Origin of the sequence: Cupriavidus consociatus (assembly GCF_017814975.1) — a bacterium.
GTDB lineage: Bacteria > Pseudomonadota > Gammaproteobacteria > Burkholderiales > Burkholderiaceae > Cupriavidus > Cupriavidus consociatus.
The window spans coordinates 1-24,823 of the sequence record NZ_JAGIQA010000039.1 but is presented as its reverse complement, the minus strand read 5'-3'; the positions used below and the strand labels follow the sequence as shown (position 1 = coordinate 24,823).

24 protein-coding genes and 1 pseudogene are annotated in these 24,823 nt (G+C 56.3%); 8 read left to right on the top strand and 17 right to left on the bottom strand.

Translation table 11 applies throughout. The annotated features are described in order from the left end of the window. The gene (locus tag J8I82_RS33680) at positions 1 to 1,182 is read right to left on the bottom strand and encodes an ImmA/IrrE family metallo-endopeptidase (protein WP_209764014.1); all 1,182 of its coding nucleotides are present in this window, start codon (positions 1,180 to 1,182) and stop codon (positions 1 to 3) included. A 921-nt stretch (positions 1,183 to 2,103) separates the two neighbouring features. Between J8I82_RS33680 and J8I82_RS33675 the strand changes: the two genes are divergently transcribed. The 4 genes and pseudogenes from J8I82_RS33675 to J8I82_RS33660 all read left to right on the top strand — a co-directional run bounded on the left by J8I82_RS33675 (position 2,104) and on the right by J8I82_RS33660 (position 5,590). Continuing rightward, the gene (locus J8I82_RS33675) at positions 2,104 to 2,979 is read left to right on the top strand and encodes a hypothetical protein (RefSeq protein WP_209764013.1); all 876 of its coding nucleotides are present in this window, start codon (positions 2,104 to 2,106) and stop codon (positions 2,977 to 2,979) included. Positions 2,980 to 3,100: 121 nt separating this feature from the next. Continuing rightward, on the top strand, positions 3,101 to 4,345 hold the full coding sequence (locus J8I82_RS33670; RefSeq protein WP_284183241.1) for an abortive infection family protein: 1,245 nt from the start codon (positions 3,101 to 3,103) through the stop codon (positions 4,343 to 4,345). A 41-nt stretch (positions 4,346 to 4,386) separates the two neighbouring features. Beyond that, positions 4,387 to 4,614 (top strand): annotated as a pseudogene (locus tag J8I82_RS33665) (transposase); the annotation flags it as partial. 790 nt (positions 4,615 to 5,404) lie between these two features. Then, positions 5,405 to 5,590 (top strand): H-NS histone family protein, encoded by a 186-nt coding sequence (locus J8I82_RS33660; protein WP_209764012.1) that lies wholly within the window; start codon positions 5,405 to 5,407, stop codon positions 5,588 to 5,590. A 97-nt stretch (positions 5,591 to 5,687) separates the two neighbouring features. Here the strand turns inward: J8I82_RS33660 and J8I82_RS33655 are convergent, their stop codons facing one another. From J8I82_RS33655 to J8I82_RS33625, 7 genes are all read right to left on the bottom strand, one after another. Continuing rightward, positions 5,688 to 6,596, bottom strand: a complete 909-nt coding sequence (locus J8I82_RS33655; RefSeq protein ID WP_209764011.1) for a LysR family transcriptional regulator — start codon at positions 6,594 to 6,596, stop codon at positions 5,688 to 5,690. A gap of 111 nt (positions 6,597 to 6,707) precedes the next feature. Further along, positions 6,708 to 7,700 (bottom strand): inositol 2-dehydrogenase, encoded by a 993-nt coding sequence (gene iolG / locus J8I82_RS33650; RefSeq protein WP_209764010.1) that lies wholly within the window; start codon positions 7,698 to 7,700, stop codon positions 6,708 to 6,710. Between the two features lie 217 nt (positions 7,701 to 7,917). Further along, a complete protein-coding gene (locus J8I82_RS33645) occupies positions 7,918 to 8,721 on the bottom strand; it encodes an SDR family NAD(P)-dependent oxidoreductase (protein WP_209764008.1) in 804 nt (267 codons plus the stop codon). Positions 8,722 to 8,855: 134 nt separating this feature from the next. After that, complete coding sequence (locus J8I82_RS33640) at positions 8,856 to 9,140, bottom strand: YciI family protein (protein ID WP_209764006.1); 285 nt, start codon at positions 9,138 to 9,140, stop codon at positions 8,856 to 8,858. Positions 9,141 to 9,188: 48 nt separating this feature from the next. Next, positions 9,189 to 10,259, bottom strand: coding sequence for a maleylacetate reductase (locus tag J8I82_RS33635; protein ID WP_209764004.1), 1,071 nt, complete (start codon positions 10,257 to 10,259; stop codon positions 9,189 to 9,191). Continuing rightward, the gene (locus J8I82_RS33630) at positions 10,246 to 10,596 is read right to left on the bottom strand and encodes a Dabb family protein (protein ID WP_209764002.1); all 351 of its coding nucleotides are present in this window, start codon (positions 10,594 to 10,596) and stop codon (positions 10,246 to 10,248) included. Before J8I82_RS33630 ends, J8I82_RS33635 begins: the two co-directional genes overlap by 14 nt. Then, the gene (locus J8I82_RS33625) at positions 10,593 to 11,474 is read right to left on the bottom strand and encodes an intradiol ring-cleavage dioxygenase (protein ID WP_209764001.1); all 882 of its coding nucleotides are present in this window, start codon (positions 11,472 to 11,474) and stop codon (positions 10,593 to 10,595) included. Before J8I82_RS33625 ends, J8I82_RS33630 begins: the two co-directional genes overlap by 4 nt. Before the next feature lie 296 nt (positions 11,475 to 11,770). Between J8I82_RS33625 and J8I82_RS33620 the strand changes: the two genes are divergently transcribed. Continuing rightward, positions 11,771 to 12,694, top strand: coding sequence for a LysR family transcriptional regulator (locus J8I82_RS33620; protein WP_209763999.1), 924 nt, complete (start codon positions 11,771 to 11,773; stop codon positions 12,692 to 12,694). A 286-nt stretch (positions 12,695 to 12,980) separates the two neighbouring features. Here the strand turns inward: J8I82_RS33620 and J8I82_RS33615 are convergent, their stop codons facing one another. The 7 genes from J8I82_RS33615 to J8I82_RS33595 form a co-directional block, all read right to left on the bottom strand. Then, entirely contained in the window at positions 12,981 to 13,967 is a 987-nt protein-coding gene (locus tag J8I82_RS33615) for an ABC transporter permease (protein WP_209763997.1), read from the bottom strand. A 12-nt stretch (positions 13,968 to 13,979) separates the two neighbouring features. Continuing rightward, entirely contained in the window at positions 13,980 to 14,990 is a 1,011-nt protein-coding gene (locus J8I82_RS33610; protein WP_209763995.1) for an ABC transporter permease, read from the bottom strand. Further along, entirely contained in the window at positions 14,983 to 16,566 is a 1,584-nt protein-coding gene (locus J8I82_RS33605) for a sugar ABC transporter ATP-binding protein (RefSeq protein WP_209763993.1), read from the bottom strand. The genes J8I82_RS33610 and J8I82_RS33605 overlap by 8 nt, the downstream gene beginning before the upstream one ends. A gap of 465 nt (positions 16,567 to 17,031) precedes the next feature. After that, complete coding sequence (locus tag J8I82_RS39450; RefSeq protein WP_336620926.1) at positions 17,032 to 17,163, bottom strand: hypothetical protein; 132 nt, start codon at positions 17,161 to 17,163, stop codon at positions 17,032 to 17,034. An 11-nt stretch (positions 17,164 to 17,174) separates the two neighbouring features. Next, positions 17,175 to 17,471, bottom strand: a complete 297-nt coding sequence (locus J8I82_RS38690; RefSeq protein WP_245180429.1) for a Gfo/Idh/MocA family protein — start codon at positions 17,469 to 17,471, stop codon at positions 17,175 to 17,177. After that, on the bottom strand, positions 17,452 to 18,153 hold the full coding sequence (locus tag J8I82_RS38685; protein ID WP_280908694.1) for a Gfo/Idh/MocA family protein: 702 nt from the start codon (positions 18,151 to 18,153) through the stop codon (positions 17,452 to 17,454). The genes J8I82_RS38690 and J8I82_RS38685 overlap by 20 nt, the downstream gene beginning before the upstream one ends. 107 nt (positions 18,154 to 18,260) lie before the next feature. Then, positions 18,261 to 19,226 (bottom strand): sugar ABC transporter substrate-binding protein, encoded by a 966-nt coding sequence (locus J8I82_RS33595; protein WP_209763991.1) that lies wholly within the window; start codon positions 19,224 to 19,226, stop codon positions 18,261 to 18,263. A gap of 303 nt (positions 19,227 to 19,529) precedes the next feature. On the opposite strand from J8I82_RS33595, the gene J8I82_RS33590 reads away from it, so the two are divergent. Together J8I82_RS33590 and J8I82_RS33585 are read left to right on the top strand one after the other, a co-directional pair. After that, on the top strand, positions 19,530 to 20,387 hold the full coding sequence (locus J8I82_RS33590; protein ID WP_209763989.1) for a sugar phosphate isomerase/epimerase family protein: 858 nt from the start codon (positions 19,530 to 19,532) through the stop codon (positions 20,385 to 20,387). Between the two features lie 138 nt (positions 20,388 to 20,525). Next, positions 20,526 to 20,825 (top strand): antibiotic biosynthesis monooxygenase, encoded by a 300-nt coding sequence (locus J8I82_RS33585; RefSeq protein WP_209763988.1) that lies wholly within the window; start codon positions 20,526 to 20,528, stop codon positions 20,823 to 20,825. Between the two features lie 313 nt (positions 20,826 to 21,138). Here J8I82_RS33585 and J8I82_RS33580 read toward each other — a convergent pair whose 3' ends face one another. Both J8I82_RS33580 and J8I82_RS33575 read right to left on the bottom strand, forming a co-directional pair. Further along, positions 21,139 to 21,969, bottom strand: coding sequence for a 3-oxoadipate:acetyl-CoA acetyltransferase (locus J8I82_RS33580; RefSeq protein WP_209763987.1), 831 nt, complete (start codon positions 21,967 to 21,969; stop codon positions 21,139 to 21,141). Between the two features lie 150 nt (positions 21,970 to 22,119). Beyond that, complete coding sequence (locus J8I82_RS33575; RefSeq protein WP_209763986.1) at positions 22,120 to 23,199, bottom strand: porin; 1,080 nt, start codon at positions 23,197 to 23,199, stop codon at positions 22,120 to 22,122. A 1,148-nt stretch (positions 23,200 to 24,347) separates the two neighbouring features. On the opposite strand from J8I82_RS33575, the gene J8I82_RS33570 reads away from it, so the two are divergent. Next, positions 24,348 to 24,823: transposase (locus J8I82_RS33570; RefSeq protein WP_209763985.1), on the top strand; the 476-nt coding region annotated here is incomplete at its 3' end.

Genomic DNA, 24,823 nt, shown 5'->3' with positions numbered 1-24,823 from the left:
TTAGTTGGCCCTTACAAGGGCTTCTACGTTGTTTGCTCGAACGCCAAGAACGCGGCCCGCTTTAGTAGGGGTAACAAATCCCTCCGCCATCGCCCGACGAACTACGTCAAGCAATGCCGCACCAACCTTATGGCGGCGGACGACATAGTAGTTCGGGCCACCCTCGTCGTCTGATCCCTTGGCCTTCTTCTTTGCAGCCTTTTCGCTTTCCCAAGCTTTCCGGAATTCTTCCGAATATGCACGCCATAGCCGAAGTGGAATGCGATTAGCCTTTAGCAATCTGTACGCAACCAAGGCTCTACTTATGCGGCGCCGGCTAGCGAATTCGCCGATCAGAGCCGCGCCTTCTTGTAGATCATCGCCGATCCCTCGAAGTTGAGCTAGCTCTTGATCTGGGAGAAGGATCTCACTAGCAACGTCGTTACAGAACTGTTCAATGTGTTGTTCAAAATCCGACCCGCTAACGCCTGTCGCACCTAGCCAGATATGAGTGAGCTCATGGAGCAAGGTAAATGCCCATGCCGACTTGGCATCCTGATCGTTGATTACGATGAAAGGTGCGACGCGGTCGGCAAGGGCAAAGCCTCGAAAAACTTCGGTGTTGAATGCTGTGTGATGAGTGCCCAGGTTACCGATCAAAAGGACAAAGACCCCGGCCTTTTCAGTCAGCCCGCGGAGATATCCAAATGCGTCCTCAATCGTCTTCCTTCGCCGAAATTCTCCAATATCGAATCGAAGCTTCTCGGAAATCAGTCTGGCTGCATCGTTAACAGAATGCTTTAACGTAATGCTTCCGACGAAAGGCAAGGGCTCTGCCTCCTCTACATCCTCAAGAATTCCACGGACCAGGTGCTGCCGAACATGAACATCACGGACTAGAGCGTCCAGCTTGGGTGCGCTCTCGTGCTCACGCTCGAAGGGCAGTGTCCGGAAATCTTCGCCGCGCTCGCCTCGTTGAGGAGGATGCGCCAAGTAAAATGCAAGCAGAGGGCGGCGATACTGCTTCGCCATCTTGAGGAGGAGAGGCCGGCTTGGCGAGATCTCTCCCTCCTCGTAGGCGTGAAGGATCTCGTCAGCAGGCCTTCTCGCGCCGCCGATCTGAAGCGCCTTCGCAGCTTCCTCCAGATTGAACCCGGCTGTCTCCCTGGCCCACCGGAGGATTTGAGGATTTACTTGCGGCATCGTTAGCGAAAATATCGGTAGGAGGCTCTTGTGTCAGCGCATGCCAGGACAGCTTGCCCTACTTTTCTTCATGCCCAGAATCTACTGCTTCTGAGGGTAACATAGTCAACGTCTTTGAGCAGCGCATCTGACTTGGCGGTAGGGAAAGTTGACACACATAGATCTCAGATTATCCGTTATCGCCGCCCCGGTCTATCTGCAGCGTAGCGGCCGTACGCCAGCAACCGCCAAATAGTGTTCCTTGTCCATTATAGATGAATACTGTATGTATATACAGCACTTTGCGAGATCGTGTCCCTTCATGTCGGAAGCGACCGTCTGCAGAGGAGCGTTGTGAGGGGTGGCCGGGCTCGGCTCAAGCAACTCACTACCCCGCGCCCGCCCCTTCTGACATCATCCATGGCCAGCGCCCGCAGTTGGTCTGCGTCTTCGACAGTGTTCACGTGCCCAGCTATTCGTTAAGCGGACACGATGCTCCCAAGACCTTCACCCCAATTTCGACGGGTTGCCCGGACGTACCGTGACGCGGTACACGGGATCGCGCGCGACCCGGGGGGGCCACAATGGGCGCGCTCGACAAGCTGACCGCGTTTCGGCACGTAATGCAACCGCGTTTAGCAACCGGGCTGCTTATACCCCCAAAGCGGGGTGCAATTATGCTTGGGATTTGTCGTTCTATTGGCGTGGCGCTGAACTACTGCGGTCCTAAAACTTGCGGTTACATATGCGCCTGAATTGTCCATCGTGCGATTCTACCCTCAGTTCAGAACTCGCACTCATTATTTGAACATGAATCCGATTAGATCAAATGCGCGCCCACGCCGCGTATCGAACGCCAGCACGCCATCCTGGACGCAGCTTCTTTTGCAAGAGGGATCCCCAAAACTAGTGGCAGCTTGCAGTTCTGGCATTGGACTATTCTTGCTGTCATCTTATTTTCTCTCCATTGGATTCTCGCCAGACGTTACGCTTGGACAAGGAGCGCTTGTAGTTCTTGAAACCTTTATTGTGGGATTATTTTTTGTCATCTTTATGAGTTTCGGATTAAGCGCAGCCGGCTGGGGATTTAGACTAACTAGCGAAAGTCCAATTCCTTCATCAGGCCCCACGCGATGGCCCATATTGAAAATAGCGTTACTTAGAATCGTTCTCGCGCAGTTGATTGTAATATCGGCTATCTCGATAAACAGTTCAAATGGGCTTCGCGGCATCGACCACTGGAGTTATGTGTGGGGCGCATCTTGGCTTGCATTTCTGCTTGTAGGCCTTTTCCTATGTTTCAACGGCCGGCTACCGAACGAATCGATGAAACAGTTAGTTTGGAACCTGTTAGCCATCGGATTTTGCACTCTTATTGCTATAATATCCGCCGCCTCTTTGTTTAGCCTTGGAAGCAAGGATAACCCCCCGTATTTATATTTTGCACTGTCGGTTCAAATAATATTGTACTCCACCTTGGTTGGAATATCTCCTCGCGATAATCGCACGCTGCCGTTGATATTCATGATAATCTCGCTCGTCGCCTCCGTTGCGGCGCAGAATGCAACGAGCCCATTATTGAGAGTAATGGCAGTTTCCGTAGGAGTGGCCGAGCGAGATGCGGTTGATCTGTTTTTGCCGAGCGATGTTTGCGGACGTGTGAGGCTTAAATCGCAAACCGTATGTAAAGATAACGAGAAGTTAGAAGGTGTCTTGTTGCTTAACAAGCTAGGTGGTATTTGGCTATTGGACATCCAAGGGACAAAATTTACCGTGCCAGGGCAGGGCATTGTGGTCAGAAGGGATGGCACAATTTAGGCCTGTCCCTTGGCGACGACGTCGAGACACGGGCAACAGTGGCACGCGCAGTGAAGTTGTTCGCCGCCTCGAACGCACTGCTGTGATTCTGACGAACGACACTTGAAACAGGGCGCGCCGCGTGGAAAAAGAACGGTTGGAGGAAACGCTTGGGACAGTCTATGCGCTGCTTTTGGCTGAGGGCATGAGCGAGGCGGCTCGACTCGTGCGAGAACATCCTGCGAAAGCGGAGCAAACGGGCTACGACAATTGGAACGGCGGCACCGAAATCTGGGAAATCCAGATCGAGATCCCCGCGCAGGAGTTCGCCCGCCTGGGCGCAAAGCGAGCGCAGCTGGAAGAACAGATCAGCGCGCGACTGAAAACAATCTTGGAGACCGACTTTCAGGACTGGTACTCCGCCAAGCTCATCCCTGCGAAGGTGAGGCTCAAGGACTGGCGCTCGGCAAATGCGGAGTTGCCGAGGCAGGTCCGCATCAACATCCTGGATGGCATGCGGCTCGAGAATGTCGTCTGGTGCGGGACGCTCGATGATGTCGAATTCCTGAGTCGCATTTTCGACTTGCAGCGATTGCCTTCCACCGACAGCCGCTATCAGGACGCCGCGGGTGACATCTGGCAGCACTGCATCAATAACGACGACTGGGATCGCGACTGGGTCTTCAACGATGATCGCTTCGACCTGATCGGCGGCACAAGCGACCAGTTCTTGCGCTTCCTGTGCGAAGTTGTCCATCCCGTGGTACGGCCGGTCCGGGACGAGGCGATCAAGCTGGTGCTGCATTTCAACGAGCAATTGCGCCCGGCCGGCTGGGAACTCTATGAGGAGGAGCGAATCGCGGGCCGCCCCCGGTTTGCCTATCGTCAAGTCAGTCACCATGCCTCGCGGGTCGTGTCACGCGCCCGGAACGTTGCCGATGCCTTGGACGCGGGCTGGATGGCCAAGGAGATCGAGCGCGTCGAGAACGCAGTGGAGCAGGACCCGGCGCTAGCCATTGGAACGGCAAAGGAGCTCGTTGAAACCTGCTGCAAGACGATTCTCACCAAGCGGGGTGTTGGCTTCACGAAATCCGAGGATCTCGGCGACCTCACTAAAAAAATCGCGAAAGAGCTGCAACTTGTCCCAGAGGGAATCAACGATGAAGCGAAGGGTGCGGAGAACATCCGCCTGATCCTACGTAACCTCACTCAGCTGACAAACAACCTGGCACAGTTGCGTGGTCTCTACGGCACCGGGCATGGCCGTGACGGCCAATATCGGGGTCTGCAACCACGTCACGCCCGATTGGCCGTAGCCTCGGCTGTCGCCTTTATCGACTTCATCACCGACACCTACCGCCACAGAGAGGCATGCACGCCAAAATAAGAGGCAGGCCGGTTTGGGCGTCTGAGGTGTCCAAGCTGGCAGCCGCGGTGGCGACGATGGGAGATCCGAAAGCGTTCAAATCGGGGCGGGAGTTTGCGGCATGGCTTGGACTGGTTCCGGGTCAGGTCGACGAGCAGATCAGCAAGCGGCGACCGAAGAACGTAGTGACGGTAGCGCTGGCCAACAAGATGGCGCGGACGATCTGGGCGTTGCTCGCTTTGGTCGGTCCACTTCTATGGTATGGCAACAGGGTATGCTACTCGAGCTGACCGAGACGGAATTCATTGGGATAACATCCGAGTTGGCTCGCGGCCCGGCGTGCGAGAATACGCCGCGACCAGATGCTGACTTGCTGCGGTCGCCAAAACACAACGCGGAGACGATATTGGCCAAGAATCTGCTTTACGGCCTGGTAACGATGGTACTTGCAACATCGGCGTTTGCCGGCGAGCGCTACATAGAAGTATGGAACCCGCCGGAGGCGCACAGTTCTGCCGGGAAACACCTTAAGCCATCGGCACGCAAACCGAAGAAAAGTCGTGTAGGCCCTCCTGCATGCAGCCGGACGCGTCGAGTAGCGGAAGTATCAACATTACGGTCGGCCACAACGACAAGGCCGGGCAGGCCGACATTCAACGACATTCCGAGGCAGATTACGCCAGAGGGCAACGTGCTTCGTGTGGCAGGCGGCCAGTCTCGAATTGGCGTTGAGCGCTGATGCAGTCCGGGTGCTACAAGGGTGATTGTCCTATTGCTGCAATTTGATACGGTCGCGCCCCCAAAATTCATTGGGAGTCAATGACTTGCGAATGCGTCGAAATTTTCGATAGAAGGGACCTCGGAAGCCTTGCTGCGAGCGGGTTTCCGGACCGGTCACCGTATCAATCTGCAGAAAAAGGACGATCACCCCAAATCGGCTCGCGACCTGCAGCGCAGGGCCGAACGCGCCGGGGCCGAAGCGGCGCTAGCGCGCCACCTACTGGCAGAATTGCGGGTGGCGCCACCCCGGCGGGGGGAAGGTAGTGGCGGGCGGCGGCGACCCGCGGGATCCAGGCAGAGATGGCCGACTACGCCCTGACCATGGAGGAACTGCGGTCGACAGGGTGCTTTGATCCGCCGCCAGCCCTGTCGGCGGCGGTCTGCAATGCCGAAGGACTGGCCTTGGACGGACAGGGCGAGATGCAGGCCTGGCTCAAGCGGGCGGTCAATGCGGGGCAAACGCAGGAGTTTTTGCGGGCCGGATAGCGCCGCCAATTACGCCAGCTTAAGCAGTGGATCGGTTTGGGGCACCGTACACTTGTGATAGCAAATTCTTTCTATCAACACGAAAGGGACGATCATATCAGTCCAGCGCGCCTGATGCCGCAAGATCAACCAGAGTATCCACTACATACCGAACCTTCGGTCGAAGGTGCGCGACCTTGGGCCAAACAACATGGACGTCGATGTTTTCGGTCGCAACTGAGTCCAAAAGAGAGACCAGCGTACCCGCCCTCAGGTGCTCTCTTATGAGGCACATTGGCATCTGGCAAATACCTAAGCCCGCAACTGCCGCATCGATGATGGCGTCACCGTCGGTGATTTGGTGTGTCGGCGGAGGAATAATGCGGAAAAGCTGGCCCTGCTGAGTTATACGCCAGGACAGCGGCTGTCCACGGCGGTGCCCAACGATGCATGCATGGTCTTGCAGTTCATCAACTGTCTGGGGCTCGCCTCGCCTTGCGACATAGTCGGGAGCTGCAGCAATGACCATTCTTGTGCTAATTAGCCGGCGGGCGACCAGCGCGCTCGAGCTTTCCAGTTCCCCAAACCGTACGAGAAGGTCGACACCTTCTTCAATCGGGTCGATGAGGTAATCCGAGAACGTCATGGTGAACTGGAGCGCGGGCTGGTCGCGCCCAATCCGGAGCAGGATGGGTACAAGGATACGTCGACCGAATGCTGCCGGCATATCGACCCGCAAGCGACCCACTGGTCGATGTTGGCCGGGGCCCAGTGCGCTCTCAGCCGCGGAAATATCGTCCAGCGCGCCAGCGCAGGCGGAAAAATATGCCTCGCCATCCGCAGTCAGAGCGATGCTACGTGTTGTGCGGTGAAACAGCTTGACCCCCAACCGCTCCTCAAGCTTCGCTATGGACTTCCCCACAGCGGACTTGGTCATCCCTAGCTGTTCAGCCGCCTCGGTGAAGCTCCGGGCTTTTGCGGCAGCGACAAAGATTATGATTCCGCCGAATGAATCCAGTTTAGCCATGGGTTGTGCCATATTTGAAGACCTGTAGTCTTCAAATATGGCTAACGTAGCCTAGTTGTCAACCCATGTATGACGATCTCGTTGCCTGTATCGCTCCGATGAAGACCGATCTCAGATTTTGACGCAGCGCCCGGTCTCGGCTGCCTCAAAGGCACAGTTGGCGATTCGCAACGCGCGAATACCATCCCGGGGAGTTGCCGGCATAGGCGTTTTACCTTCCAACGCCGTCACAAACCGGTCAAGCTCGACCTTGTACGAGTCCGCGTGGCGCTCAAGGAAGAAGTTCAGCAGCGGCTCACGTGCGTCCGTCGCGCCGCTAGTCCACCGACGCAGCGTCGTTGGCCTATGGTTGTCGTTGAGTAACATGCCCTTGGAGCCGAACACCTCCAGGCGCTGGTCGAAACCGTACACGGCCTGCCTCGAGCCATTGATATGGCATTGCTTGCCGGAAGCAGTCCTGAGCAGAACCATCACGCTGTCGTAATCGCCCAGCGCCTCAAGAGCAGGGTCCACCAGGCGATTCCCCATGGCCATAACTTCGACGGGTTCCTCACCCAGCAACCAGCGCGCAGTATCGAAATCATGGATGGTCATGTCGCGGAAGATGCCTCCCGAGTGCCGAAGATACTCCGTTGGTGCGAGACCAGGGTCGCGACTGGTAATGACGATTTGTCTCACGTCACCGACCTCACCATCTTCAATGGCCTGCTTCACGCGCATGGCGTCTGGGTCAAACCGCCTGTTGAAAGCAAGCATCACCGTGCCATGGTGACGTTCAATTTCCTCCACTGCCGCAAGCGCTCGCTCGATATCGAGGTCGATTGGCTTCTCACATAGAACTGGCTTACCCAGTCTGACTGCCCTAAGGGTCAAGTCAATGTGGGTATCAGTCGGCGTTCCAATGATGACCGCGTCCACATCCTCACGGTCGATGGCTGCAGCGCAATCGACGGAGGAGTCGCAGCCAAGTTGCGCCGCCAAGGCTTCCACACCTTCCTTGTACGGGTCAGCTACCACCACCAACTTGAGGCGCCGGTCGGCAGCGACATTGGCTGCGTGAATTTTTCCAATGCGACCTGCACCCAATACTGCAACGCGCAGCATATCTGTCTCCTACTTTGATTAGTACGTTTTGTGTAAGCTATTTGGCCGTCAACATCGCAGGAACTAGGAGCTCGATGGTCACTTCCTGTCAGCCATAACATGCTTGCGACGTCATTCGCTTGCCACCCTGTGGAAAACCCGCGAGATGCGAGTGGACCGCGCTGACTTGCATGATCTACTGCGGCACGCACGCTATGTCTATCGCGATGACAACTGGTTAAGCCAAGCTGCGAATGCTGCCTCCATCGACGCCCCATACCGCTGATGTCACAAAGGACGCGAGGTCGGACGCCAAGAACACAATGACGTTGGCGACCTCCTCGGGCGTGCCGAGGCGCTTTAGCGGCAACTGGCGCAGGGAGAGCTCGTGCTCGACCGCGTCGCGCGGCGACATTCCGTGGAACTTGCCCATCGTGTCCGCGAAGCCACCGTCTTTAGTCCAGAAAGGAGTCCAGACAGGACCAGGGGCGACGGCATTCACACGAATCTTGGGAGCCTCCGCACGTGCCAGGCCTTTGGTAAGCGCGAGCACGGCGGCTTTGGATGCCGAATAGTCGATGGGAACAGGTTCCGGCTGACGTGCGAGGTCGGATGCGTTATTGATGATTACCGCCTTGTCCCGGTTTCTCAGGACGGGCAGCAAGTACCGGCAGGTGCGCACATAGCTCATGAAGTTGAGATTCATCGTGAAGTCCCACTCTTCATCAGACAGTTCATCGAACGTGCGAACTTTTCCAGCACCCACGTTGTTCACAAGGATGTCCACTTGACCATTGTGACGTTGCAGCGCTGCATCAATCCCGGTGATGACGCCATCGGCGCTGGATAGGTCAGCGCGGGCCACCGTGACGTCGGTTCCAATTGCCGAGATTTCCGCTTTGACTTCTTGCAGTGCGTCGGAGTTGATATCGACAAGGCATACGCGAGCGCCTTCCCGTGCGAAGGCGAGGGCAGTGGACCGTCCAATGCCTTGTGCAGCTCCGGTGATGAGAACAATCTTGTCTTTGAGTCCGGTATCCATTTTGTGTCTCCAATTATTCTTTCCTTCTGCTTCGACAGCCCCGATGCGATCTCCGCGCTGCGGTTCGACGACCCGTGGTCCTCGCTAAATCGGTGGCGTGGGGAAATTTGACAAGCAGAAATACGATGCTCATCCTAGCGATTGTCTACTCGTTTGATGAACGGACGAATCTCGATAGACTTCCAGATGCCCGCCTTGTTAAAGGGGTCTCCGTCAACGAACCGTTGGATTTCCTCGGCACCATCCGCCTCGTAGAGAAAGAAGCTGCCAATCATCGTCTCTCCGTCCGGGAGAGTCAGAGGGCCGGAGACGAGAGTCTTGACAGGGGCGGTTTCAAGGTACGCTTTGTGCGCGTCGTAGTGTTCAAGCCGCCGCTCGACCATGCCGGCATGGTCAAGGCAATAGACAATGAAATGCATATCTCACCTTCCAACGTGACAGATTCTCGGACCGTTCAATTCGATGGTTCAATGGTCCCTTGGGGGCACGCCATCGAACGCGTCTTGTATCAGCGCCTGGATTGCTGCACGTTCGATAGGTCGCGGGTTCCAATAAGGGTTCCCAGAGGCAATCTCCGCTGCGCGTTCAACGTCCTCTGCGCGCAACCCGATATCCTTTAGTGCAATTGACGCCCCATTGGCCTTCGCGAGTTCATAGATGCCGATTGCTGCATCGTCGGTGCGCAGGGCACGCGCGATACGCTCCATCGCATCGGGTGCAGCGCGGCGGTTATATGCAAGAGCGTGCGGCAATACAATGGTATGGCTCTGTGCATGCGGCAAGTTGAAGCTGCCGCCAAGCGTGTGGCAAAGCTTGTGATGCAGCGCCATTCCCACGCTGCCGAGTACGGAACCGCAGAGCCAGGCACCATACAGTGCGTCCGACCGCGCCGTGATGTCGTTCGGGGCCGCGACAATACCAGGCAGGGAACGAGCCAGTGCCGCGATACCCTCTTCGGCCATCAAGCTCACGACCGGATTAGCATCTCGTGAATAGAGACCTTCGGCAGCGTGGGCTATCGCGTTAATCCCGCTCGTTACCGACAATTCCACGGGCAACGAAACGGTGAGGTCGGGGTCATAGATGACGGTCCTCGGCAAAACGCGTAAGTCCGTTCCCGTCTTCTTCAGACCCGACTCCGTGATGCCGTAAATCGGTGTCATCTCGCTCCCGGCGTACGTGGTCGGAATAGCCAGGATGGGAAGGCTAGAGTCCAGTGCGATGGCTTTACCCAAGCCGACAGTCGAGCCGCCGCCTACGGCAACCGCACAGTCGGCACCTACCTCGCGCGCGAGGGCGCGCGCAGTGTGCGCCAACTCCATCGGAACATGCATTGTCGCCTTGTCAAAGACGGCGACTGCTCTGTTACCGAGACGAGCTGCCACGGCATCGCCAAGTTGCCTCTGCTCGGGACTGCAAAGAATGATCGCCCGGTTGGCGTTGAGCTGCAGCACTTCGCGCTCCAAATGCTGCAGACTGCCAGCGCCAAAGACAACGCGAGTCGGCCGTCCCTGATAAACGAAATCAAGCTTGTTCATTCAGCGATTCCTCGCATTCTTTGGTGCTGACTACCTGCTCGGATTGATAGTCAACTTGATACCTCTCAATACGCAGGTCACCCAACTCCATGCGCACGCGCAGGTGCTCGGCATGAACCGCATATGCGTCCAGTGCTTCTTGCGATTCGAACTCTGTCACGAGAACTACGTCGCAGGCGTAATCGACCCTGCTGGTGTCGATGCCCACTTCGAGATGGCGCATGCCGGGGATACGTCCGCGTAAGCCATCAAAGCTATCCTTCACCTTTCGAGAAGCAATCTCTCGCTCGACCTGCGAATCGCCACGCACCCGCCACATCACAATATGGCGAATCATGCGGACACCACCGCAGGGTTCAGAACGAAGTCGTAATTCAGGCTGTACCAGGGCGTCTCCCGGAGTTTGCCATCTGGTGCCACACCAGGCTCATGTCGCACCCACTCCGCAATCAAGGTTGAGCGCACACCGAAGACCACATCGGAGTCCAAGTACTGGTCACCGTCACGGAATACGTGCGTGATGAGCGTCTCGTACCCAGGAGCGGCAATCATGAAGTGGAGATGGGCGGGGCGCCACGGATGACGGCCGGTCGCCGCCAGCATACGTCCTACTGGACCGTCGTGCGGAATGGGGTAAGCTTCCGCAAGAATGGAGCGGAAATTGAAAAATCCTTCCGCGTCCGTCTTGAGCCGTCCCCGCGCTTGAAGAATATTGTCGCTTGCATTGATGGGCTTCTGCACATCATAGAAGCCCTCATCATCCGACTGCCACACGTCGAGCCACGCGTTTGGAACTGCGTCTCCATTGGCGCCACGAACTTGTCCGCTTACGTAGCAGGGCGCTCCAGTTGCACCATTCGAGATATCATCGCCGTTGTTATAGATAGGGGCTCCCTCGACGAAGAAGGGTCCGAACACGGTCGCTTCGGTACAATTCGACGGCTTTCGATTATTCTGCGACGTGACCAGCATCGACAAGCCGAGCGTGTCCGACAGTAGTATGAACTCCTGACGTTTGTCGTCAGTGATATGGCCGACTTCGGTAAGGAAATTGATTGCGTTAAACCACTCTTCTTCCGTGAGGTGCACATCGCGGGCAAATGCGTGCAGATGTTGAACCAAACTGGTCATGATGGTTCTTAGCCGCGAATTTTCGCACTTCGCAAACGAGGCAATCACCGCCTGAGTGATTGTGTCTTCATTGATATTACGCATATTTGCGTCTCCGTATCGTGTACGCCTTGCCAAACGTTCCAGTTGAAAAGGTAAGTCCTATCGCGCCCGAAGAAAATGCCCTGTCGTGAAATGACATTTTCAGTCCGCGAAAGAAACGATCAGCGTCCGTTCCGCTAGGCTCCAACGTTCGCCTTGGCGCGCACGATTGTGGAGCTCAACTCTACTGTGTGACGAACAAAACGCACTTTATCTCCACCCGTGACTACACCATAGTGCGTTCAAGTCGGATGGAATAATCGTGAGTGATTGTTCCGCGGTGTGTGACGGAGAAGACTGTGGATCGCTGGACCCAAATTCAACTTTTTGTTTTGACGGCAGACCTGGGCAGCCTGTCCAGGGCGGCTGAGCAGCTAGAGATATCCAACGCGCAAGCAAGTCGAACCTTGGGAGCGCTGGAGGCTCAGCTCGGAACCCGTCTCATTGAGCGCACAACTCGCCGCATGTGGCTGACCGACGCCGGGCGGGAATATCATCGTCGCTGCAGTGCGGTGATTTCGGAACTTGCGGAAGCTGATTCGATTGCTTCTGCAGAAGCCATGAGGCCTCGGGGTGTATTACGCGTAACGAGTTCAGTCTCTTTCGCGACAATGCATATTGCGCCTGCGCTACCGGAGTTTCTGAAGCGGTACCCGGACCTGTCTGTGCAGATTGTGGCTGCAAATCAATACAGAGACTTCATCGAAGCAGGGATTGATGTGGCCATTCGGACAAAGGAGCAAGAAGCCGACTCCGGTATTACTGTCCGGCGCTTGGCTGAAACTCGACGAGTATTGGCTGCCTCACCAGCCTATCTTGCGACGCACGGGCGACCGGAGGCACCGGAGGACCTCAAGAAGCATAAGATGCTTGTTTACAATTTGGCAGTGAGTCCTAATGAGCTGCATTTCCGTCGAGAAAAGGAAGAATGTAGTATCTCCATCTCTTCTGCGCTCGACTCCAATGAAGGCCAGGTTATTGTTGCAGCCGGTCGTGCAGGGTTGGGTATAGTTATTCAACCTCTATACATAATTTACGACGATATAGTGTCTGGCCGACTCATACCCGTCCTGGAGGATTGGCACCTCCCGCGCCTGACAATCAACCTTGCGTATCAAAGTCGTCGACATCAGCCGGCAAAGATTCGTGTTTTTACGGATTTTCTGATTGAAAGGGTCCGAGCCTTGGACCTGGAGAAGCGGTGGATGACGTTCGCGACATAACTGGTGTGCGGACCACGAAAGCACGTCACTAACCTCATGGATGCACTGTCGCCGGTTTGAGGCGACCACGCACCCTAAGCTTCTCCTTATGGCAAAACTACGCCGGAGCGCGTGGGATGTGCCAGAAGCTCCGTCCTTGCGCAGAGCGCAACGCGATTCGGAATAATGACAAAAAAATGCCGTTTCACTCAAACGTATGAGCGAAACGGCTCTGTTGTTTATGTCGGCCCCCTAAATCCGGACAGTACTAAATGTATAGTCCAATAGTAGACGGCTCATTGCTTAATCAGACAACGTGTTGTTCCCCTCCGCGTCGCCGTGCGAGGCGCTCCAGTGGTGCAGCCAGAATGCTGCCAAGCCGTCCCTCGAGTAGCACGACCAGCAGAAGCAGCAGGCCGTTGACCAGCAGAATCTGCGTCGAAGTCGCGTTCAGAAGGCCCAGTCCGTTATTGAGCACGGTCAAAATCAACACGCCACATGCAACGCCTAGCGGAGAACCAATTCCCCCGCCCAAGGCTACGCCACCAACAATCGCCGCGGAAGCGGCTTGCAAAAGGACGTTGCTGCCTAAAGTCGCCGAAGCTGTCGCCAGACTAAGGGAGATCAGACTTCCGCCCAGTGAGGCGAGCCCAGCGGAGATAGCGAAAGCTACGGTAAGCGCGGCACCGACCCGGGCCCCACTCTGAACCGCTGCTTTACGGTGTCCGCCCGACGCATAGATGTCCCGCCCGAGCGTGGTGTAGTGCAGAAAAAGCGCCACTGCGAGGTAGCATCCGATCGTAATCAGGCTGCGCGGCGAGAAGATTCCCAGAAGGTTTTGGTCGAGAAAATCGGAAACGTCTAAGTTCTCGTAGCTCAGAACCCGACCACCCGCAAGCCAATACCCGATACCGGTGAGGAACATCATTGAACCGACGGTAGTGACGAGCGAGGACACGCCAAGCCACGGCAGCAGTACAGCATTTGCAACACCGACAGCCACGCCGAAAGCGACTGCCAAGAAGATACCAAGCAGTACAGAGTCCTGGCCAAACTTCACCGTAATCAGACCAGCAACTGTGGCGATGGCGGCCACACTCAAATCGAATTCACCGGCAATCATCGTTACCGAGAGGCCCAACGCTACGATACCGAGGAGAGCAAAGGCCTGAAGAATCGCGTACAGATTCGCCTCCGAAAAGAACTGATTCACGGAGAGGCCGAACCCGACAGGCATGCCAATAAGCAATACCACACGAATTACGAGATTGAGAATGCGTTGCGACTTATTCATTTCTATCTCCTCTTATTTCTTGCGAGGCTGCAGCTTTGCGAGCAATGCGCCGAAGACCACCGCACCCAGAACAACGATTCCCTTCACTACAAGTTGGTACTCATAGCTGACGCCGCTGACAAGAAGAATGTTGCTAATCACAGCTAGGAAAACTGCGCCGATGACGGCATCCGATATCTGGCCACGCCCCCCGCGGATGGATACTCCGCCGACAAGAACCGCAGCGATGGCATTGAAGTCGAGGTCTATCCCGTAAGTCAGATTGCCTTGCGCAGAGGCCGAAGCGATAAGCGAGCCGGCCAGCGCTGCCGCAGCACCAGCGAAGCCATAGCAGAAGAGTGTTGCGAGGGTTAAGCGGATACCGGCGATGCGGGCGACTTCAGGGCGCATCCCCATCAACCGGATTTCCCGGCCAAGTCGCATCTTCTGAAGAATGAAGCTTCCGATACAGGCGAAGACAACGAGAACAATAATCTGGGTAGGCAGCCAGCCAAACAGCTTACCTTGGCCAAGCCAGCTGGCGTCACCTTTGCCGATTACAGTCAGTCCACCCGTATAAACAACTCCAAGGCCAAGAATGATGGAAGACGTCGCAATCGTCGTAATAATCGGATTTGCTTTGCCCCAGGCAATGACCCAACCTTGCATCACGCCCATCAGAAGGCCCGCTAGCACGACGAGGAACACGGTCGGTCCCAGCCCTAAATGAATCAGCGCCGCGAACATGACCGTGGACACGGCGGCGCTGGCACCCATCGACAACATGAACAGATTGCCGCTCAGCGTGATGAATGCCATCCCGATTGCGCCGACACCTACAGCCGCCACCGAGTACATGAGGGATTGAACGTTCCCGAAGTCGGTGAAGTGAGGAACCGCGGCCCAAGCGATGGCAATCAAGAGGATAGTCGCCATTCGAATCGACGCGGCATGGATGCTCGTTGTGCCGAGAAGGGCGCTACCACAACGCCGGACGAAACTCGGCGATGAGTGAATCGCCGGTTCAAACGCAACTTTATGCATGTCCTACCTCCAAATTCTGGTTCCGAAAGGAGACGTGACCATGTTCCGGCTCGCCGCCGCCCGCGACGATGTCATGCAGGATGGTGTCGCCGTCCATCTCGTATCGTGCCTTGTGCCTGACAACCCGTCCTCGAAATACTGTCAAGACCGTATCTGCAAGCTCCAGGATTTCCTCAAGGTCAGTCGAGTAAAAAATGATTGCAAGCCCGTCGTCCGCCATGCGGCGTAGCGTGGCGTAGATTTCACTACGCGCACCGATGTCCACGCCACGCGTTGGCTCGTTCAGCAGAAGAAGGCGAGGAGCGAGTGCGGCGGCCTTTGCCAGAGAGACCTTCTGCTGATTGCCACCGCTCAGTGTCGATACTTCGTGTGGCAGACGTTTTGGGTCAATCGCAAACATGGCGGCCAACCGCGCGGCTTCCACGTGTTCGGCAGACGTTTGCATCACGCCAGCGCGACTAAATTTCGCCATCACAGACGAAGTGATGTTTAGCGCGATAGGGGCATCGAGAAACACCCCTTTGTCTGCTCGGTCTTCAGCTACATAGGCAACGCCTTCACGGAGAGCCGTGCGTACGCTGCTTATCGAAGCCGGCTTGCCGTCTAACCGTACGGATTCGGAGACGTCTCCACGCAGGCCGGCGAGGGCTTCTACGACCACCTCTGCGCCGGAGCCGAGCTGACCTACCACGGCGATAATCTCGCCAGGAGATACGTCGACCGAAAGGTTATGAAGCTTGTCGTCGACGCTGAGGTTGCTGATGGAAACGCGTGGCGTCACCTTGCCTCGGTTCGCTGGCGGAGCAACGTTGCTATGAACGAGTTCCCGGCCAATCATCGCCTTCACAACCTCTGCCGTTGTCATGTCGGCAGTATGGGCCGTCACAACGTGCTGTCCATTTCTGAATACAGTGATTCGGTCGGTCAATGCGAACACTTCATCGAGGCGGTGACTGACAAAGATCATCGAAGTGCCCTGGTCGCGAAGTCTGCGAGCGACATCGAACACTCGCACGATTTCGGCGTCCGAAAGTGTAGCCGTCGGCTCGTCAAGTAGCAGGACCTTTGCCTGTCGCGACATGCCACGGGCGATTTCTACTAGTTGGCATTCAGCGAGGCTAAGCCGTCCCGCTGGCGAATCAAGCTTTACGTGCGATAGGCCAACGGAGTCCAGATGAGCGCGAACAGAATCGCGGTATTGGCTACGTCGATAAATCTCACCCTGATCCGCGCCGCCAAGCATGATGTTGTCGAGAACTGAAAGCGTCGGAACAATCGCCAATTCTTGGTGAACAATCGAAATCAGCTTGGGGTCGGTTCGATGACCAAGCCGCAATTGCTGTCCGTCAACGGTAATGCTTCCGTCGTCGGGGGAGACGAGGCCACCCAGAATCTTGATGAAGGTGCTCTTTCCTGCGCCATTCTCGCCGCAAAGCGCATGGATTTCACCTGGCGCAAGCTCCAGGCTCACACCGGTGAGCGCTTTGACACCGCCGTAGTGTTTTGTCAGATTGCGAGCACTAAGTAGGCTCGGTACGGCGCCGAGGCCTGCGCCGCTATTTAGATTTTTTTGCATCGTCTTCCTCCTGGAGTGAACATCGGAGGCTGTTCACTCAGCCAGCTCTTCATGCTCCATCGAACCACTGTGGGAGAATTTGGGCATGTCCTATCGCGTTTCTCATGTTGGCGACCAGTCGAGCGAGCGGCACGTTCGTTTGCAGTTCGTTCTGAAGCTCTTCGCGAAGACGAGGAGCTTGGGACGCCCACATGAGAGCGAAGCTACAGCGGCGAGGGAATCGGCATCCCCGACGGTCAGGGATGCCTGACCTTAAGCGAGTCGACTCTTCGGTGGCCACGCCGCGGTTACTTCAAAGATTATTTGTTCGTCTGGTAAAGAGATATGCTCGCCAGTGAATTGATATTTACCGGGGACGAAACTATCGGCGCTAATGCGCGCCCGACAAGGACCGTTACGGTGCTATATCAAGCACAAACGGGCGTCTCATGACGCCCGCGCAGTTTATTCGGCGCTGTGTTGACGTTAGAGAGCGATTCGTCGCATCTCGGACGACGACCGGATTGCCGCATCGACGACGCGTTGAATTTCCCAAGCCTCTCGGAAGTCAGGGGACGCCGGCTTGTTGCGGTCGATGGCGTCAAGGAATCCGGCCATTTCGATGGTTTTCAGGTCATTGAACCCAGTTGGTGGCCGCCTGCGACAGTGAAATTGGAATACGGAGGATGAGCCGGACCCGCTTCAATCCGCGAAAAGCCCGAGGTCCTCGGGTCGGTACCAGCGCGGTAGTAGTGCAACTCGTTGAAGCGCTCTTGCGAGAAGTGCAGAGCTCCCTTGGTTCCGTACACCTCGAATTCGAGCTGCATCTTTCGCCCCGTGGCGACCCAGTTTGCCTCAATCGAACCGGAGCAGCCACGCTCGAAATTGACAATCATCCTCGCGATATCATCGACCAATACTTTCACGATGTTCGGTCGAGCCCTGAGCGATCGGGCGCATCCGATTCACAGTTTCGAGTTGTGCGTCGACCTGCGTAATGGGACCAAGCAGGAAACGTGACAAGCCGACAATGTGGTTGCCGATTTCGGCAAGTGCGCCTGCACCGTTTTCCGGCGAGACCCTCCAGCTGTATGGGATGGTGGGGTCTGCCATGTAGTCTTCGGCGTGCACGCCGCGGAAGCTGGTGATTTCACCAAGCTCACCGTCAGCAATCATCTGACGGGCCAGCTCAAGGATGGGGTTCTTGATGTAGTTGTACCCTACCTGTGTGATGACTCCAGCGGCTTCCGCTGCCTCCATCATCGCCTGGGCGTCTCCGGCTGACGGAGCGATGGGCTTCTCGCAGTGAACGTGCTTCCCTGCTGCAATGGCAGCCAATGCCATCTCCCTGTGCAGACTACAGGGGGTGGTGATGGACACGACTTCGATGGAGCGGTCCCCAAGGAGCGTACGCCAGTCAGTGGTGGCACGCTCGAATCCAAACTGTTCTTGCGCCTTGTGCGCCTCTTGCTCGCTGACGTCAGCGACCGCTACGAGCCGAGGCTGTAGCGTGTCAGGAAAGGCGTTTGCCACTACGCGGTAAGCGAGCGCATGTGCCTTTCCCATAAAGCCGGTTCCAATTACCGCAACACCTATATCGCGTCTCATCCCTTCCACCCAAAGAGATGCTGCCGCATTCGCAGATGCGGCAGCATGAATGCTCTATTCGGAAAACATGTGGCTAATGCCAGTTAGCCATCGGCGTGCGTCTGCTCTTACTTCTGCTGGGAGTAGCAAACCTTCACGTTACCCTTTGTCGCAATGGGATTAGGCAGATATTGAACCGCCTTCGGCGTTCCACCGCTGGCGAGTGTCTTAGCGGCCGCTGCAGCATAGGCGCCATCGTCGAACGGGGATTGATTCACGGTTGCGTAGGCCTTGCCTGCCGAAACCAGTTCTACGCCAGACGCATCGCAGCCATGGCCAACAAGCACGAGCTTCGACGGGTCCAGCCCAAGGCGCTCTGCCGCCGTAACCGTGCCGCGTAGCTGTGCATCATTCTGCGTGTAGACGCCTTTCACGTCCTTGTGCTGGGTAAAGAGCGCGGATGCTGCGGCTCCAGCTTTAACTGCGTCCCAGTCACCAGGCATGGCGCCCACCACCTGGATTCCGGGAGCACTTTTTTTCAGCTCTTTCACGAACCCTTGGTACCGCTGAACTTGCGGCGGAGTGCCCATTGGCCCATTGATGACCACAACTTTTCCGGTCAAGCCGTAGCCCTTTTCCTTGAAGCCCTGAATCATCGCCTTGGCTGCCGCCTCGCCGTTGCTGATGTCATTGGGTCCAGTGAATGCCTTCCAGTAACGCGCGTACTTTTCGTCCGGCATCGAGTTCGAAATCACGAGCGGAATTTTCGCTTGATTGATCTTTCGAATCGACGGAACCATTGCGCTGGAGTCGGTCGGCACGAGAACAATCACGTCGGGCTTCTGGGCGAGTGCTTGCTCGACTTGGGTGGCCTGTTCGTTCGCATCGTAGTTTGTGACCTTCACGTCAAGATTCAGGCCCTGCGTCTGGGCCTCCTTTTGGAACCCCTTAATGTAAAGTGCCCAATACTCCACGCTTTGAGTCGGCATTAGGAGCGTGACGCGGGGCTTGTCTGCAGCATGAGATGCAATGCTCAGCGTGCCAGCAAGAGTGGCGATAGCAATACACGAAATGGTGGGCTTGAGGCACTTCACTTTGAGTCTCCTGGCTAGACGGCTCTCCGGAACGAAGGTCGTCGGTTCTTGAGGTGTTGCGGCTAAGTTAAGCCTTGACTCTTTGGAGAAAAATGCGGTGAAGCGAAAAGATTTTTACATGACGAGCAAAAATCTTCGGGACAGCCTCCAATACAATCGAATCGACGCTGCCCGCCAATAGACAACGTTCTAAGCGGGCCCGCTCCGCTGCCTCGTGTGGTCCATTAAGTGACAGTGAGGGGTGGCCCGACCGGCGCAAGGTTGCCAAGTCGGCATTTGTTTTCTCTATACAGGTAACCCGAAATGTCAAAATCCAATATCGAACTGGTGGCGGCGTATTTCACGCTGGCTGGGGACGTTTATCCGTTTGGGCCGACTGAAATCAGCCCATTTAGCTTCCGATGCCGCGTAGAGGCGGCTGCGAAGGCCGGTTGGGCCGGAATTGGCCTAATCCATTCGGATATCTGGGCCACGGCGGACAAAATCGGCTTTGCCGAGATGCGCCACATCCTTGAAGCAAACGGCATTAAGCATGTCGAGTTCGAATTCCTCGTGGATTGGTATCACACCGGCGAGCGCCGTCGTACGTCAGACAGCATGTGCCACTACTATCTCAAGGCCGCCGAGGAGCTTCATGCGCGCATCGTCAAAGTGGGGCCGGGCATCGGAGAAGACACGGCCGATGTGGCACTGATGGTGAACGAGTTCGGCAAGCTGGCCGAGGATGCTGAGAAGCGCGGCACCCAAGTCATGCTCGAAATCATGCCATTCAGCAATGTCCGAACCATCGAGACCGGTCGCGCCATTGTTGAAGGCGCAAATAAAGCCAATGCTGGTCTATTATTGGACGTCTGGCACCTGTCGCGCGGCAACGTCGACTTCAATGAAATCGCCAACATCAAGCCTGGCTTTATCAAAGGTATCGAACTTGATGACGCCGACCGCTATGCCGTGGAGCCCCTTTGGATGGACACGATTCACAAGCGCCGCCTGCCAGGCGAAGGTGTCTTGGACGTGAAGGGTTTCATCAAGGCCGTTCAGGCGACGGGGTTCGATGGTCCGTGGGGCGTCGAAATCCTGTCGGAGGTTGAGCGCAAGCTCCCGCTAGAAGAAATGGCGGCGCGTGCATATAACGCAACGATTCGTCAGTTCGAAAACTGATTGGTGAGAACTAATTAGTAATAAAGATGGGCCGCGAAGAAATCTCCGCGGCCTTTTCTTCATTTGCGACTCAGCCGCGTCGGGCGCCGCATTCACACACTTCACCCAGGGCGATAATTTCTCAATGGGACAAACCAAATGCTGTCTCTCTATGTACGTTTTGAACTCGTTCCTTTGACCAAAGGCCAATTTGTTTTCCGCCTTTCTGAGCTTATCAAGGCGATGGCCAAAGAGCCAACCTTCGTTAGCGCGGTGCTCTGCGAGGACCCATCAGCGGAAGACAAATTAGTATTGTTTGAGGTATGGAACGGCACCCAAGACGAATGGCTAAGCGAGCAACCGAACAAGCCATACCGAGCGGTGTATGACGAAGCAACAAACGGTTTTGTCACCCACAAGGAGGTTCGGCTCCTTTCTCCCTTGCTCATGCGAAGATAATGGACTGTAAGGCGAGGGGGCTCTCGGCGTTGCGAAGGGTATTTATATCGAATGACGCCAAACCGCACGGTGGTGTGAGCGCCGGGCCGGACCTCTATCTTGATGGAGGAGACAACGCCTCCGAAGTCGCTGACTGAAGCCGGTCATAAGCCCTCACCGCGCAGTGCTGCTGCCATGATTTGGATAGCGCTACAGGGACGCACGCCACACAGCGCTTCTGCGGCACTCACTTTAAAAAAATGCCGACGCTCGCAATCGTGCTGAGGGCGCCGGCCGACAGAAGCAATCTTCGAGGAGACTTCCTTCTGACCGCTTACGGCTGTCCCAAACCTAGCATGGCCCGAGCTTGCGTCACGGTTGCGACTGGGCGCTCATACTCGGCGCATAGCCGGGCGACCTGGCTTACCAAGGCAGCGTTTGATGGAGCTAGGGTATGCTTGTCGAGTCTCACATTGTCTTCAAGACCGGTGCGGCAGTGACCGCCGAGTTCGAGAGACCAGCGAGCCATGGTGATTTGGTCTCGACCTATACCAGCGCCAGTCCAAGTCGCATTGGGCGACAGTCGGTGAAGCGTCCGTACGTAAAACTCAAGGACTTCGCGGTCAGTCGGCATAGCGTTCTTGATGCCCATTACAAACTGGACATGCAGGGCTCCATCGATTTTGCCGGCCTTCTGGAGAGCCGCCGCCTGGAAGACCATCGACAAATCGAATGCTTCAACCTCGGGCTTGATTCCATAGGTTTTCATCTCGCCTGCGAGCCACTCAACCAGGTCAGGAGGGTTGTCATAGACGCGCGTCGGAAAATTCACCGAGCCGGTGGCAAGTGAGGCCATGTCCGGACGCAGGGACAACATGCCTCCGCGTTCCTGGCCCGCGCCTGAGCGTCCGCCGGTTGAGACCTGCGTGATGATTCCTGGGGCATGCTTGCGGATGCCCTCAAGAACCCGTGCGAATCGCTCAGGGTCGGACGTCGGTGTCTCGTCGTCATTGCGCACATGCAAGTGAACGAGCGAGGCGCCTGCTTCGAAAGCCGCCTGAGTGGACTCAACCTGCTCGCTAATTGAGATTGGTACGGCGGCGTTGTCCTTCTTTCGAGGCAAAGAGCCCGTAATTGCAACCGAGATAATGCAAGGGTTTTTCACTATTTGACTCCGATAGAGTTATACGAATGGAGGTCTAGAATCGCCCTAACGTCGCGACTGTGGTCGACGCGGTCAAATGCTTGCGATGTTTCAAGGACCAGCGGCGAGTACGTTCCGCACTCGCCGCCGTTTATCGATTCCGCATTAAGTTCAGAACCAATGCACCATGCCGGTGTAAACGCCTTGTTGGGCGGAACCCTGAAGCGGCCTGTTATCGCCCGCCTCCGAGGTGAATGCCGCATTTCCGCCGTTCATGACGTGACCGACAGTCGCATAAAACATGGTCCGCTTGGAGAAGTAGTAGTTCGCACCAACCGCCAGCAAGGTTCCGTTGCCACCACTATTGTTTCGGTTTGCCCGGTAGACGCCGCCGATGAGCTGCAGGGCTGGTGTGGCTTGATAGTTGGCGCCAAGCCAGTAAAGCTCCTGCTTGTTGGCAGCGGTAGGGTTATCGGCCGTCGCTACGGTGTTGCCGCCGGAGCGGGTCAATGCATAACCTCCATACATCTTCACGTCGCCTACTTGATAGACAACGCCCGTCGCATACAGTCGGGAAGCGGTATAAAGGCTATTGAATCCACCGTCAGCGTCACGGATTTCCTCGTAGACTCCCTTCACCACGAGGGGCCCATTCTGATAGCTGACACTGCCGCCAATTTGCTTGCCAGAGTTGAACTGGCCGGCCGTACCGTTAAGGCCGAACTGGCCACGGAACGAAAATCCGCCCCAGCTCGGCGAGTTATAAGTAACGGTGTTCGCTCGCGACCCCCAAATTCGACCATTTGCCAAGGTCGCCAGACTGGTATTTTGGTACCCCATCGGGTCGAGTGCGGAAATCTCGCTGTCCGGCAGCCCCATCGCTCGGCCGAGCCACAGTGCGCCGAAGGTCTTGCTGGCGACGCCAACATACGCATAGCGGTTGAAGAGGCTGGTGCCCGTTGAGCCAGCATCTGTCGAGAAGCCGCTCTCCAGGTTCATTACCGCGCTTAGTCCTCCGCCGAGATCTTCCTGTGCGCGCAGCCCCCACCAGCTTGTCCCCCAGTTTGGCGCATAGCGAAAGGTGTCTGCCGTGTCTCCGCCAGGTTGGGCAATCTTGTTGAGGTAGCCAACACCCCCGACCAGGCGACCGTAAAGCGTGACGCTGTTTTGCGCATAGGCCTCACCCACTGCAGCCAACGAGATTAGGGTGACTACAGCGCTCAGGACCTTGTTGTTCCTCTTGGCAATCATTTTTTTCTCCTCCAATGTATCTGTGATGTTTTGTTAATTGAAAATCGCGGCACCCTATGGTCAGCGCAACACTTTCTGGCTTCACACCATGAAGCGGTTGCGAGATGAATCATAAAGATCGACGCAATAGCTCTCCGACCCAACATCAGTGGCCGGGAATCTTTTCAGATGCTGTTTAGGCAGCTTTAGAACCCTGCAACACAGGTACTTCCCCGAGACTGCGTAGCAAATCGCAGCGGCGTGGTCTGAAGCAAGGCGGTGGATGTAAAGGATGCCCATGACATATGCCTAGTCCGTGGCTAGGCCTGCCAAGTCCGCCTTTGCAGCGTCGACGCATAGGCGGACAGTGGGCACATGGTGACCACTCTCAAACTGGTTCTCGAATTCCTCCGTTTCAACCTATCGCGTGTCTTGTTGTTTCCAGGTCGTTTTGATATCTGACGTAAAGCGGCCTCAATTTGGGGCAGTGTATGGATGTCACGAAGCCTGAAAAATGCACGTGTGGCAATTCACCTTTGCGTCTGTGGAAGAATGGCCGCGAGTGGACAAACTCAACGGTCACGAACTGGGAGGTACATTCGTCGGCGCGTCGCGGGAGCGCATGTTGTGTTGCATGTGTTGCAGCCGGTCTCAGCGTCTGCGCACAGACTTGGGCGTCCTAGAGCACAACAGTTTCGACGGGTTACTTTGCTGAGACGCAGCACCTTCTGCCAGCTTGATTCGGACCGATCTCGAATGCGCGGCGAGCACGGTGTCGAAGTCAAGCTAGGTGCCTGCTATCAATCGCTCTTGACGAAACACAGAGCTCCAGCCATGCCCAGTGCCCCTAAGGCGCTGTTGGGCGCTGTCGAAGCTTTAGAGGAGCCAGTCCAGCAGGATGGCCATGACGGGTAGACGTACTGCAGAACTGCGCTACGGCTTCGCTGAAGGTGGGCTCATCCCCGCGGACAGCACCTACGTATGCCAGACCAGTATGGGGACTTGAATGGGCCCACCAAGAAGGCCAGAAGGGCTGCTAACCCGGACACGTCGTATCAGAGAGGGACTTAACATAACGCCCGTAGGGGGCGAAACTTGTCTGTCCAGGCAAAGTTGAAATGTCCGGTCGGGGGGTGCGGACGAAAATTTGGACTACTTGGAGGTAGGTCATGTTTTCGTACGAGGATCGCATCAGGGCGGTCAAGTTATATTTTAAGTACGGCGGGAAGACGGCAACGGTAGTTCGTGAGCTGGGTTATCCATCAGGTAAGAACCTGAAGCGGTGGGTCGAGACCTACCAGAAATTGGGAGACTTGCCCAAGCGCCGCCTTCCGAGGCAGCGATACACGCTGGAGCAAAAGCGCGCGGCGGTGGATCACTACTTTGACCATGGCTGTTCTCTGACTGTCACCCGCAGAGCCCTCGGGTATCCGAGTAGCCAACTGCTTCGCTGCTGGATTGAGGAGCTGCGCCCTGGCTCGCGCCGCATGGTCACGAGCACGAACACCAGTGCACCGTTTGCACCCGATCAGAAGCGGCAGGCGGTCACAGACCTTTGCGCCCGCCAAGGCTCCGCGCAGGATGTAGCGAAAAAGGTTGGAGTAAGCAGACCGATGCTGTACAAGTGGAAAGATCAACTGCTCGG